Annotated in this window: 10 protein-coding genes, 1 pseudogene and 1 other annotated feature; of the genes and pseudogenes, 4 read left to right on the top strand and 7 right to left on the bottom strand. The window is 44.8% G+C overall.

Translation table 11 applies throughout. The features are described from left to right. Positions 1 to 40 precede the first annotated feature (40 nt). From E6W40_RS09260 to E6W40_RS09245, 4 genes are all read right to left on the bottom strand, one after another. The gene (locus tag E6W40_RS09260) at positions 41 to 1669 is read right to left on the bottom strand and encodes an MDR family MFS transporter (RefSeq protein WP_136605218.1); all 1629 of its coding nucleotides are present in this window, start codon (positions 1667 to 1669) and stop codon (positions 41 to 43) included. A 16-nt stretch (positions 1670 to 1685) separates the two neighbouring features. Next, positions 1686 to 2129, bottom strand: coding sequence for a MarR family winged helix-turn-helix transcriptional regulator (locus tag E6W40_RS09255; RefSeq protein ID WP_136605217.1), 444 nt, complete (start codon positions 2127 to 2129; stop codon positions 1686 to 1688). Positions 2130 to 2353: 224 nt separating this feature from the next. Then, positions 2354 to 3388, bottom strand: a complete 1035-nt coding sequence (locus E6W40_RS09250; protein ID WP_168928866.1) for a protein kinase family protein — start codon at positions 3386 to 3388, stop codon at positions 2354 to 2356. Positions 3389 to 3600: 212 nt separating this feature from the next. After that, positions 3601 to 4692, bottom strand: a complete 1092-nt coding sequence (locus E6W40_RS09245) for a glycosyltransferase family 2 protein (protein WP_246073066.1) — start codon at positions 4690 to 4692, stop codon at positions 3601 to 3603. A gap of 408 nt (positions 4693 to 5100) precedes the next feature. Between E6W40_RS09245 and E6W40_RS09240 the strand changes: the two genes are divergently transcribed. Continuing rightward, the gene (locus tag E6W40_RS09240; RefSeq protein ID WP_136605214.1) at positions 5101 to 5973 is read left to right on the top strand and encodes a pentapeptide repeat-containing protein; all 873 of its coding nucleotides are present in this window, start codon (positions 5101 to 5103) and stop codon (positions 5971 to 5973) included. Positions 5974 to 6068: 95 nt separating this feature from the next. On the opposite strand, the gene E6W40_RS09235 is transcribed toward E6W40_RS09240, so the two are convergent. Then, complete coding sequence (locus tag E6W40_RS09235) at positions 6069 to 8030, bottom strand: elongation factor G (protein WP_136605213.1); 1962 nt, start codon at positions 8028 to 8030, stop codon at positions 6069 to 6071. 248 nt (positions 8031 to 8278) lie between these two features. On the opposite strand from E6W40_RS09235, the gene E6W40_RS09230 reads away from it, so the two are divergent. Both E6W40_RS09230 and E6W40_RS09225 read left to right on the top strand, forming a co-directional pair. Continuing rightward, positions 8279 to 9346: a YeeE/YedE family protein gene (locus E6W40_RS09230; protein WP_136605212.1), complete on the top strand. Its 1068-nt coding sequence runs from the start codon at positions 8279 to 8281 to the stop codon at positions 9344 to 9346. 13 nt (positions 9347 to 9359) lie between these two features. After that, positions 9360 to 9587 carry a sulfurtransferase TusA family protein gene (locus tag E6W40_RS09225; protein WP_136605211.1) on the top strand — a complete coding sequence of 76 codons (228 nt, stop codon included), beginning with the start codon at positions 9360 to 9362 and terminating at the stop codon, positions 9585 to 9587. A 51-nt stretch (positions 9588 to 9638) separates the two neighbouring features. Here the strand turns inward: E6W40_RS09225 and E6W40_RS09220 are convergent. Continuing rightward, positions 9639 to 11322 (bottom strand): annotated as a pseudogene (locus E6W40_RS09220) (glutamine--tRNA ligase/YqeY domain fusion protein). Between the two features lie 69 nt (positions 11323 to 11391). Continuing rightward, positions 11392 to 11652 (bottom strand) — a binding site (T-box leader). A gap of 271 nt (positions 11653 to 11923) precedes the next feature. Between E6W40_RS09220 and E6W40_RS09215 the strand changes: the two are divergent. Further along, positions 11924 to 12184, top strand: coding sequence for a hypothetical protein (locus E6W40_RS09215; protein WP_136605210.1), 261 nt, complete (start codon positions 11924 to 11926; stop codon positions 12182 to 12184). Positions 12185 to 12274: 90 nt separating this feature from the next. Here E6W40_RS09215 and E6W40_RS09210 read toward each other — a convergent pair whose 3' ends face one another. Then, the gene (locus E6W40_RS09210) at positions 12275 to 13225 is read right to left on the bottom strand and encodes a dipeptidase (RefSeq protein WP_136605209.1); all 951 of its coding nucleotides are present in this window, start codon (positions 13223 to 13225) and stop codon (positions 12275 to 12277) included. Positions 13226 to 13232: the final 7 nt, after the last annotated feature.

Raw genomic sequence — 13232 nt, 5'->3', positions numbered from 1 at the left:
GCAGTGCTGCCCGGGGCATGATTTACGCTTAAATATGGTGTTACTCGGCAGTTAATGCCTTGCCTTGATTCACGTTAACATCGCCAGTTGAACCTTCAGCTGCTGGAGCCTGATTCGTTGAACGAAGCGGCAGCTCTTTGAGGAAAAATACGAGTATAAGCGCAACAAACAAAACTACCGTTCCTGTCAAGAAAACAGTGGAAAGTGTACTGCCAAGCGCATCACGGATACTATCGATCATCTGGATGAACAGCGTTTTCGCTTCCGCAGGCAGGCTTGCTTCCGTCTTTTCTACCAGAGGTTTGTTCATCAGCGTCTGCGGATTGGCGAATGACAGCATATTCTGAGCCACTTGAGGATCCACTTTACTGAAGTCTGGTGCAGTAGGCGATTGTAAAGCTTCCTTCAAATTCTTGGTCAGGCTGTTCGACATCACTGTACCCATGACTGCGATACCAATCGTACCACCCAGGTTACGGAAGAGCTGAGAGGATGCTGTAACAACACCAAGCTCTTTATGTGATACGGCATTTTGCGTAGCCAGGGAGAAGACCGGCATCCCGAGACCAAGACCAACACCGAATACGACCAAGCTGACTATGGTGAGTCCTAAGTTATTCATAAAGATCATAATTGCCATACCAACAATCATGATTGGCATTCCGATCAACGCAAAACGCTTATATTTGCCCGTTTTTGCGATCAGCTGACCTGTAATGGCACTGGTCACCACCATACAGATCGACATTGGCAGGGTTACATAACCTGCATAGGTCGGTGAAATTGCCAAGACTCCCTGTACATAGAAAGAGATATAAATCATCGCGCCCATGAGTCCAAAGTTCATAATAAAGCCGATGATATTCGAGATCGTTACAACGCTATTTTTAAATAAATGCAGTGGAAGGATTGGTTCCTTCACATAATTCTCAATGATAATGAAAATGATTGCGGATACGACTGAACCGCCAAGAAGACTAAGAATTTGCCATGAACCCCAAGGATGTTCTGTACCTGCCCAAGAGAATGCGAGCAGCAGCGGAACAATCGTGGTTGTCAGGAAGAGCGAGCCGAGATAATCAATGCTTTGCCCTCGCTTACGGTCAACCTTAGGAAACAGCATCATAATCATAACGAATGCTACAATACCCAGCGGGAGGAAGATCCAGAACAGCCAGTGCCAATCAATATGATCGACCAGATAACCGCCTAGTGTTGGCCCAAGTACGCTTGAGAAGCCGAACACGGCCGTCATAAGCCCCATCCACTTACCACGTTCACGCGGCGGGAACAAATCACCAACGGCTGTGAAGGCAGTCGACTGAATGATACCTGCGCCTATACCTTGTATACCACGGTAAATAATAAACTGGTAGACGTCTGTTGACGTACCTGTCAAGAACGCCCCTAACATGAAGATTAATATACCTATAAGAATAAAAGGCTTACGTCCAAACATATCTGACAGCTTACCGACCAGGATGGTCGCGATCGTGGATGTCAGCAAATAAATATTAATGGTCCATGTATAGTAGTCCATACCATCAAGAATCGCGATAATCCGCGGCATTGCCGTACTCGTAATCGTCTGGTTGATTGCGGCAAAAAACATCGCAGCCATGACCGCGATCATGATCGTTACTTTGCGTTTAAGTGTTAAATGCTCCATTCTTTCTGCTTCACCTCTATATGTCGTTATGATCTATATCCAAAAGCATGGATGAGAATATTCTTCTCAAATGCTGTATATCTTCCTCCGATAACATATTGAAAAACACTTGAATCATTTCTTTTTGATCCTCTGCAATCTTAGCGATAATTTCATACCCTTTTTCCGTAATCATGGTATACACCACTCTACGATCTTCTTCGGCACGTTCTCTCTGTACATAGCCCGCAGCAATGAGCTTATCTGTAAGGCTTGTAATGGCTGGTGATGTTAACGCTAACGCTTCTGCCAGTTCAGATACTTTTAGAGAGCCGCGTATTTTCAGCGTATATAGGACTTGAAATTGAGGAAAAGTCAGACTGTAGGTTTTTGCACTTTTTTTGTTCCATTCCTGCGATAGATTTTTCAACAACGTACGGAACATTGCCGAAACTTCAAACAGCAGTTCGCTCTTAGCCAAACTAAAACCCTCCTTAGCTTTGGAAAACGATATCTTTTTTAATATGTTGAGAAGCTAAATGATTAGGATTAATATAATAACCACTTAACTAGTAAGTAACTTAAATATTAAATACTTAAGCAATATTAACGGTTAGCACATTGTTCGTCAAGCTAATTTCATTAAGAAATATATGTAACCGCATACATAATGTCTCGCATGAAAAAACCTTGAGGAATTAACCCTCAAGGCATATTTTCTTCAATGAGCTTCCAAGCTTCATCAACCATACCAAGCAGCGCTTGGATGACATCTATATGATGACCCAATTCTACACTTCGGTTTGTGTCACCTCTTTCAAGACCTGTAAATAGCTTATCCATGCCCAGCACGAACCGGAGTCCCGCCGACACGTTAAATCCGAAGCGGGCCAGATCAGAATTTCCTTTCCATCCCGCATCGCGTAAACCTTGTACATAGCTTTCAAATATTGATTCCTTATATTCCTCTAAACTGCTGATCGGTATTTTGTTTTTCATTAATGCATACCCGAACATTCGGCCAAGGTCTTCCCCAATTCCAGAGACACTTGCGAACTGCCAGTCAATCGCAATCAGTGAAGTAATGCCGCCTTCTTGCTTCATGAATATGTTATCCCAATGGACATCCTGATGTGCGAAAACGCGGGGCAGTAAATCCAAATTTTCCAGTAAACCGTTCATCCGGGATAGGCTGCTCACATAGCTTGTCCACATGTCATCCTTGCCGTTCCATTCAGTCATGTTAGTATCCCATATCTTTTGTTGCCTCTCAAAAGGCCTGGAATAAGCACTACAAGCCTCTACCCAGGAACGCATCCAGTGATGGCACAAAAAGTTTTCAGCCGGAACTGGTGTACCTGACAAATAAGCCCCATTAAACGATCCAAGTAATCGGGCCGTTTTTTGTTGGTGGGTTAATGTCCAGTCATGCTGCATTGATTCAAAATCAATATCCTCCAGCCAAACCCACTGACTTCCGTCATCCTTCTCTGTCACTGCGTAGCATTTAGGAGCGCATATAACCCGCGGCAATCGGTCCATAATACCAGAACGATATACTAAAGCTTCTCGTTTCCAATAAAAGTAATGACTTTCCTGATCTCTTGACGAATCCTTCTTTAAAATCTTAAGTATCAGGGTACATGCGGATGTTTGTTCATTATTAGAAAGATGGCAGCAGACTCTGAATACCGCGCTTTCTTCTTTGCTTTTTCCAATCGGTTTGCAATTCCATGACATTAGCTGCATTTCATCAGAATCTGACATTCTCTGAATGAGCGATTGGAGAAAAGCAGGATCAATATGTACTCCTTCTTCTGTTTCAAAAAAGTTTTCTATTGGGCTCACCTCAGAATATGTTACTTCAAACGCTGAATTCTATTTATTAATATACGTAACAAAAGCACCAATTCCTTCATCAACTAAGCTGAAGTCTGCATGAATCTCCTTGATCATGCTTTCAGATTCGTACGATCATATGTCGTTCCCCGCCATGTCATGCCTCCACTACGTTGAGCGTTAAAAGCTCCTCGTAATCCCCCTATAATCAAAAACAAGCCAACGAAAGGATGAGCAATTCCATACCAGAACCCGCTGCCTGAATGCCTTGAATATATAAAATAAAGCCAGAATACAGATACTAGACTTACCGCGCACAGAATTCTCGCAGAAAGCGGACCCACAAACAAGCCAATCCAAGGATAAATCATCGTCAGAAGACAGGAAATGGTAGTGATGATTGCATTCTTATAGCTAAATACCGATTTCTCGACACTACCAATGAGCTGTTTCAGGCTCTCATACCAGTTCCAGACGCCTATCATCCGGGTTCCATAGATCGCATCCTGGCGGTATCCTGCCTGTTTGACTCTTTTTCCAAGTGCTGCGTCATCTGTTGTAATGTATGAAAACTCGGCATGGGTTCCAATCTGTTCATACACATCCCGTTTAACGAAGTTAAATGCCCCTACTCCCAGTGATTGCGGTGATTTGGGATCTTTAATCCTCCATAGCTGACCGAATGATGAAGCACTCATGAAAATAAAGGCAGCGTACCATTTGGAGAATACGTGAGGTCTTTCAAAATCAGGAATCATCGTTAAATGATCGAGCCCATGTTGCTCAGTATAAGTAACTGCCTTGGCTATACAGTGCGGGTGAAAAAGGATATCGGCATCCGTAAAGAGCAGCCATTCCCCTTCTGCTTGCTTCGTTCCCTGGAGTAACGCATGGCTTTTCCCCATCCATTGTTCCGGCAGTTCACTAATTTCAATACCCTTTACGTTTGAATAAGTTCCTGCCAGCCTTGCTATGATCTCACCTGTGGAATCATCAGAACGATCATTGACAACAATAACCTCCAGTCGCGGATATGTTTGGTTTATCAAAGATAAAACACAGCGCTCCAGCGCCTTCTGTTCATTCCTGGCAGCAATGATGACAGAAATCATCGGCTGTTCTCCGTCCATTTTCTCCTGCGTTTGATGTAATGCACCAATTCCTCTTACTTTAGCTGTAAAAATAACCGCAATGATACCCCACATTAACACATTCAATCCACCTAGTATCCAGTACACTCCATTCAATATCATCCACCACTTTCGAATAAATTGAACGTTCGTTCTAATCTCAACAACCAAAAACGGATTCCTTGCAGAAATAAATAGGGAATCGAAATATAGAACGACCGTACTAATGATAGTTTAAGAGATTATTCTATATTTGGCAAATACTTGTTTGTCGATCCAGGTATGGGAGTCATCTTCATTTCAATTATTAATTAAGCTAGATATGATTTTCACCGGTTAAAGTAGTACCTGCTTGATATTTACTTATTGTAAAATATAATTATATTAAAAAAGTATCTGGGAGACTGCCAATTTTTATTTTTAAATTAGACTATCCCATTCATTCATAAGACGATAAAGAATCAAAGGAGATTTCACAAACTTATGTCTAGGATTCATGAATATTCAGATCATCCGCAGGATCGAAGCCATCTGCATGCTGATTGTGAAAACTGCTTCGGTCTGTGCTGCGCTGCTCTTCCCTTTTCATCTTCGTCGGACTTTGCTTTTGACAAAGATGCAGGGACTCCCTGCAATAACCTGCAATCAGACTTCCGCTGCAGCGTACACAACAGTCTCAGACAACGAGGGATGCGCGGTTGTACGGTTTATGACTGCTTCGGCGCGGGACAGAAGGTTTCGCACATAACTTACGAAGGGCGTGACTGGCGCCAAGCTCCAGAAACTGCGAAGCAAATGTTTGCTGTGTTTCCGATCATGTGGCAGCTTCACGAGCTGTTATGGTATTTGACAGAAGCATTAACATTGCAGCCTGCAAGGCCGATCTTTGATGATCTTCGTTTAGCACTTGAAGAGACAGATCGTCTCACACAGATGAATCCTGAATCCCTCTTGGAAATCAATATATCGGTATACCGTGCTGAAATTAATACTCTTCTCCTTCGGTCAAGCGAGCTTGTAAGAGATGACGCCCGGAATAAGCATAAAGGATCTTTGAGACATCAAAAAAAGATCCAGTCTCGTGGAGCGGATCTCATCGGGGCCAAGCTGAGAAGTGCTGATCTCCGGTATCAAAGCTTCCGGGGTGCCTATCTAATTGCCGCTGATCTCAGAGGCGCTGATTTGAGAGTGACTGATCTCATTGGAGCAGATCTCCGGGACGCAGACCTCAAGGGTGCCGATCTCACCGGAAGCATTTTTCTTACCCAAGCCCAGATTAATTCAGCGAAAGGCGACGCCAGCACTAAACTGCCGTCTTCTCTCACACGCCCATCACACTGGATCACAGCCCAATAAATCGGGAAATTAAAAAATGAACATATTAAAAGGGAGTGGTTCACCAAATGATGGTGACCCGCTCTCTTTTTCGTGAAGTCACTAACTATGAATTTTCAGCTCTTGATCATATAATCCTCCGCCTCATGCCAGGCAACGCTAAACGCTTTCCCTTTTGAGCAAAAGATGGAAGAGGATGTGCATTCAGGATCGGCGTTTTTATCGTAATTTTTGGAGGCAATAATGTTCTCGAATGAACGGCACGGTTTGTAGCCGCTCAGTCTCAGCGTCAAAGCTCCCTTTCCTTTCGTGAACGAAGCCAGCACCGCCGCATAATCCATGAACGAAGCCACAGGGGCCTCTCCGCTGAAGATCGCTGTATCCCCATGGATTTCCGGAGCTTCAAAGCTGCCCTGCGCTTGCTGTATATCCGACATTACCCTGCCGATATGATCCGATCCGACTTTCACCTTAAATGCGTAATACGGCTCCAACAGCTTATTATCCGCTTTCTCAAGACCCTGCCTGAGTGCCCGAATAGTCGCTTCCCGGAAGTCACCGCCAGTTGTGTGCTTGTTATGGGAGCGGCCCGTCAAAAGCGTCACGATGATGTCCGTCAAGGGAGATCCTGTTAGCAGACCACGATGATCCTTCTCCGTCACATGTTGCCCGATCAGATTCTGCAAACCGATACTCAGATCATCTGGATGACAGCGGTTAACAAATGTTACTCCGCTGCCCTCGGGACCCGGTCCAATCTGTAAGTGAACCTCGGCATAATGCCCCAGAGGCTCGAAGTGGCCATAACCGATCATCTCATTGGATATCGTCTCTTTATATAAAATTTCCGGCTTGCCGAAGGTAACAGAGAGATGAAAACGATCAAGAACGACCTTCGCCAGTACCTCCAGTTGGATTTTACCCATCACGTGAATATGAAGCTCCTGCAAAGCCTCATCCCAAATCACGCCGAGTGAAGGATCCTCCGCATCCAATATCCGAAAACAGCGAAGCACTTCACGAATCGGAATGGACGGGTCGTACTTAACCTTGGATTGGAGTGCAGGAACAAGCTCAAATGGTATCTTCTCCTCCAGTGTACCCAAGACGTCCGAAGCCGAAGCACCGGATATTCCCGTCACTGCAATCAATTGCCCTGCTGCTGCCTCATCGGTGGATAGATGCTTTTCTCCATTGTATACCCGAATGGAAGTGATCTTCTCACACTTTAGTTCTCCATTGCTGTCTACATATGTAAGCTCATCCCTTACATTCAGCTTGCCCTGTAATACCTTCATAAAGGTTAGGCGTACTCCCTGCTGATCATGTCGTATTTTAAATACCCGCGCAGCAAAGGAACCGGAGGTATCATAAGCTGTCTCCGTCAACAACTCCAAATTGGCAAGAAATTCGTCAATACCTTGATCCTGAAGGGCTGAACCGGACATCACCGGAAAAACCAGACGACTTTTCATTAAGGAACCCATCGTTTCAGTAACCATAGACGCTTCAGCTTGCCCTTCCAAATAAGCGTTCAAAAGATTTTCATCACGCTCAGCGGCAAATTCAAGCACATTTGGTGCAATCTTCTCTGTTAAACTGCCGGAAATGAGAAGAGCGTCAGGAGTCAATTGAAGCCGGATCTCTTCCATGACAACTGCCACATCAGCTCCTTCCCGGTCAATTTTGTTGATAAAAAACAATACGGGTATGCCATATGTCTGAAGAAGCTGCCATACGGTCTCGGTATGTCCTTCTACTCCTTCTGCTGCGCTGATAATGATGACGGCATAGTCCATCACCTGCAATGCCCGCTCCATCTCGGCAGAGAAATCGACATGCCCGGGAGTATCGATCAGATAATAATCCGCATTCCCATAGGACATCACAGCTTGATCGGCAAAAATCGTTATTCCGCGGGCTCGTTCCAGATCATGGCTATCCAAAAAAGCATCCTTGTGATCAACCCTTCCCCGGCTGCGAATGCTGTTTGTATGATAGAGAAGCTGCTCCGCGAAAGTCGTTTTCCCCGCATCGACATGAGCCAGCAATCCGATTGTTTTGTTCCTTTTCCCCATTATGTGATCACGTCCGTCTGATATGATTTCATTTAATTATTCTCTTGTTTGCTTATCTGAGTATATCAGAAACAGGGTGATGCCAGTCGATTTGCATTCATATCCAAATCGCTACGCAGATCATACATATATGGAATTTATGACCATTGACATCTCATCCTAATTTGCTAAAATCGAAAATACCAATAATTCATAGTTAATTACTAGTATTTAAAATACAATATCCGAATTTGAAAGGAGCTCTTCTCATGATATTAACAGGCTTGCTATGCGGCGCCTTGCTTGGCTTCGTCATGCAGCGTGGACGTTTCTGCCTGACGGGCGGATTCAGGGATATGTATCTGACAAAGGATAATCGGATGTTTTACGCTTTACTGATTGCGATCTCGATTCAAAGCATCGGAGTCTTTGCCCTTATTCAATTTGGACTTATTGATTTCAGCGCCGGAGATTTCCCTTGGATTGCCACGATTCTTGGGTCCTTTATCTTTGGGATTGGCATTATTCTGGCCGGTGGATGTGCGACCGGAACATGGTACCGCGCCGGTGAAGGGCTTATAGGCAGCTGGATTGCCCTCTTCGGCTACATGGCAATGAGCGCGATCATGAAATCGGGTGCGCTTGTTCCAGTGAATGACGGAATCAAGAAATACGACGCTCCTGTCAACTCCATTCCGGAAACCTTTGGTCTCTCGGTGTGGCCGTTCATAGCAGCACTATCCATCATTACAATTGTGCTTGTCATCCGGCAATTGCGTAAGCCGAAAGTTGCGATTCCATCCATGAAAGCCAAACGGAAGGGCTTGAATCATCTGCTGTTCGAGAAGCGCTGGCATCCATTCTTCACAGCCATTCTGGTTGGTTTGATTGCTCTGCTTGCTTGGCCGCTCAGCGAAGCGACTGGCCGGATGTCCGGTCTCGGAATTACAACACCATCTGCGAATATACTGCAATACCTGGTCACTGGAGACCGTGATAAATACGTAAACTGGGGCATGTTCCTCGTTCTTGGTATTTTCCTTGGTTCCTTTATTGCTGCAAAAGGCAGCCGGGAGTTCCGGTTCCGTGCACCAGATGCGAAGACAGCCATCTCGAGCTTTTCCGGTGGTATTTTGATGGGATTTGGCGCCAGCTGGGCCGGAGGCTGCTCCATCGGCAACGGTCTGGTAATGACAGCCATGATGACTTGGCAGGGCTGGGTGTCTCTGGTATTTATGATTCTGGGTACATGGACAGCATCTTGCTTCGTTTTTGTCCGCCCACGGAGCAAGGCTAAACATAATCAAGGTGCGGCACTCCGCACAACGACAACCTAAGGAGGTTATTCACATGAAACAACAAAAACTGGCCGTCGTCGGAATGGTTTGTCCATTTCCATTAATTGAAGCAAAGCAAGCGATTGAAACACTCGACAGCGGTGATGAGCTAGTCATTGACTTCGATTGTACACAAGCAACGGAGGCTATACCACGCTGGGCTGCTGAAGCAGGACATGCGGTCACAAATTTCGAACAGATTGACGATGCTTCTTGGACCATAACTGTTCAAAAAAAATAAAACAAGAGTAAGGCGACCTCTTCCGCATGATGGGAAGCAGATCGCCTTTTTTTATCCTTTTGCCTTTTTCCACGAATCTTTTAAAGAAACAATCCGGTTGAACACTTGTTTGTTCTCTGTTGTATATCTGGTATCCAGACAATAATAGCCATGTCTAATGAATTGATAAGTCTCACCCAAACTCACATTCTTCATGCAGGGCTCCAGGATCGCTTCCTTTACTTTAACAAACGATTCCGGATTCATCATATCTTCCCACTTGTTATCGGATTCCAAGATCATGGACTTTTCCTTCAGAAGCTTATCATACAAATGGATCTCTGCTGTTACCCCATGCGCAGCCGAAACCCAATGGATAGTCGACTTTACCTTTCGCGCATTGAATCCGGACCCGCTCTTGGTCAAAGGATCATAGGTGCAGTGCAGCTCGGTGATTTCTCCAGTAAACGAGTCCTTTACCACTTGCTCGCATTTTATAAAATAAGCCCCTTTTAGCCGAACCTCGGAACCTGGAAACAAGCGGTGAAATCCGGTTACAGGTACTTCCATAAAATCTTCTCTTTCAATATACAGTTCTCTTGAAAAAGGGACCTCCCTGATGCCCATCACTTCATTAACTTCATTATTTTTGATGCTCAGCATTTCAGTTTGTTTTTCCGGATAGTTCGTAATGATGACTTTGATGGGATCCAGGACAGCCATCACGCTAACTGCCCGCTCCTTCAAGTCCTGCCGGATGAAATGATCCAGCATTGCAGCACCCACAGCAGTATTTTGGCGGAACACCCCGATTTCATTCAGAAATAGCTTGATCGCCTCTGGCGTGACTCCTCTTCGTCGTAGTCCTTTTAACGTTGGAAGTCTTGGATCATCCCAACCGTTTACATATCCCCAATTCGACCAGTTCTCTCAGATACCTTTTGCTCGTGACCAGACCAGATATATTTAACCGTCCAAATTCTCTTTGTTTGGGAGGTTCCACAACATCAAGCTCACTCAGCACCCAATCGTACAGGGGACGATGATCCTTAAATTCTGCCGAACATAACGAATGCGTAATTCCTTCCAGCCAATCCTGTATCGGATGGGCAAAATCATACATCGGATAAATACACCATTCATTCCGAGTGCGGTAATGCTCTGCATGAATTATTCGGTATAGAACAGGATCACGTAAATTCATGTTTGGTGAGGACATGTCGATTTTGGCCCGCAAAACCTTGGAAGAGGTCGGAAAACCCCCTTTTTTCATTTGTTCAAACAAGTTCAGATTTTCTTCTACAGACCGCTTCCGGTAAGGACTATCCTTCCCCGGTTCGGTCAACGTGCCTCGATACTCCATCATTTGTTCCGGGGTCAGATCGCATACATATGCCTTTCCTTTGCGGATCAATTGTGTAGCTGCTTCATAATATGGTTCAGAATAATCTGAACCAAAATACACAGGCGGTTTGATTCCGAACCATTCGATATCTTCCTTAATGGCCTCAACATACTTAATGTCCTCTTTTAAAGGATTGGTATCATCAAAACGCAGGTTAAATGTCCCGTTAAATGTATTAGCGATAGAGTGATTGACATGTATCGCATAAGCGCTGCCAATATGCAGGTAACCGTTAGGTTCGGGAGGAAATCTTGTGGCGACAGGTCTGTGATACTCACTGTTATGCACATCATCCCCCACCATCTTCGTTAAAAAATCCACGGCTGTTTCTTTCTCTTGATCATGATTCATGGGTGAAACCTCCTTAATTTGTTTATGAATTTTAGAAAAACAAAAAAATCCCGCCTCCAAGACTGTAGTCTTGGGGACGAGATTTGGTTTCGTGGTGCCACCCCTGTTCGCGGATCTATCGCTATCTCCGCCTCTTCAGGTACGGCAGTCACGTTGATTGCTTATACCCTAGCTCTGTAACAGGAGCTCCTGTTGCATCATCCCTTATTCGATAAGTTCCGATGCGCCGCTCAGAGGCTTGGTTCGATGAATTTCATCCTGCTCCTTTTCAGCTGCCGGAGCTCTCTGTACGGAATTCGTTTCATTTACTCTTCTCTTCATCGCGTTTATGGTTTGGTACATATTATCATCATCTTATGCAAAAGTAAACCGGTTTGCAGTAACCCTATTTTATACAATAAACAATTTCTCCAAGCTTAGTCGAATCACCAGGCGGTGATTCATTTTAAAAGGCATAAACATTCTTGTCTCCAACATATACTCGATTTTGAAGGTAAGCAATCGGCCTTTCCATGAAGCAACGTTGCGTTTAGGGGCGGGAACGTATACGCGATGCTGTAGCCATGTAATACAGTTCAATCAAATGATTGGGGGGTGCAAGATGGGGAAAACTTACTTAAAGTCATCCGTAAAAGGTGCAATCTTGGGAGGTACAATGACTGGTGGCTGGTTACTGGCAGACCTGCTTCTTCCGGAGCCCTGGGGAGACGTGGTCTTATTTGCGGCAATGGCCGTATTGAACATAGGGATCGGGTGGAAGATCGGCAAAATGTTCGAACAGCAAGAGTCCGCAAGAGCAGGCACTGAAGCCATCGAAACCTTTGAAGCCAAAAGTACGACCAACCTCGAATCTCATTCATAGGATGAGACCATTATTTTATCCTCTATAAATAAACAAAAAAAGATAAGGTGCTGATGATTGATTACCAGCTCCTTATCTTTTTTATTCACGTTATTCTATACGATGATGGGATGGCAAATGATCCATATAAAAATGATACCAATTTTTATAGATGAAATGTTCCACATCTTCTTCGCTGTAATTCTTCTGTAGCAATTCGATAAGTTGATGATATTTCCCTGCATGTTCCAAGCCGGTGATTTTCTCTTTGATTCCGTCGAAATCAGAGCCGAATCCGATATGCCGGCTGCCGCCTAGCGAACAAATATGATCGATGTGAGACAGTAAACGATCCATCGTTACCGGTTCCTCCGCATGCACGAAAGGCGGAACAAAGGTTAGCCCTATAACTCCCCCGGTTTGGATGATTGAAGTTATCTGCTCATCATTCAGATTTCTGAGTTTCGGGCATATTCTGCTGGAATTGGAGTGAGAGGCAATAAACGGCTTATCGGATCGTGTCAGCAGCTCCCAGAAGGCCTTTTCGGATAGATGCGATACGTCCAGGATCATGCCCAGCCGGTTGCATTCTGTGATCAGGTTCATCCCTTGTGCCGTGAATCCACCCTGCCGCTGCTCCAGGACGCCATCCGCAGCCCAATTCGCGTAGTTCCAGGTAATGCCGATACTCCGAACGCCCAAATAATATAAAATTCTTAGATAAGTTATGTTCCCCTGAAGTGCATCTACGCCTTCAAGCGACAACAGCGCCCCGATCAAGCCTTTGTTATGGGCATACCTTAAATCGTCTTCAGTTTGGATCAAATGAATTTGCCGGTTTGAGAGAATTCGTTCGTAAAAAAGATCGATACTTTGAAGGACATGCCGGAATTCTCCGGCAAATGATACAGGTAAATAGACCGCGAAATTTTGAAAGCCGATCTTGGATTCGAGCATGCGTTCGAGCGTCACGTCCAACCGATCCTTCTCCTGTATAAAATCAAGCCGGGGATCTTCCAATAGTTTGCTCAGCACATCACAATGGGCATCAAATATTTTCATGGGCAAG

Origin of the sequence: Paenibacillus dokdonensis (genome assembly GCF_004916975.1) — a bacterium.
In the GTDB taxonomy this organism is placed as follows: domain Bacteria; phylum Bacillota; class Bacilli; order Paenibacillales; family Paenibacillaceae; genus Paenibacillus_AQ; species Paenibacillus_AQ dokdonensis.
This window is presented reverse-complemented; position numbering and strand designations above follow the sequence as displayed.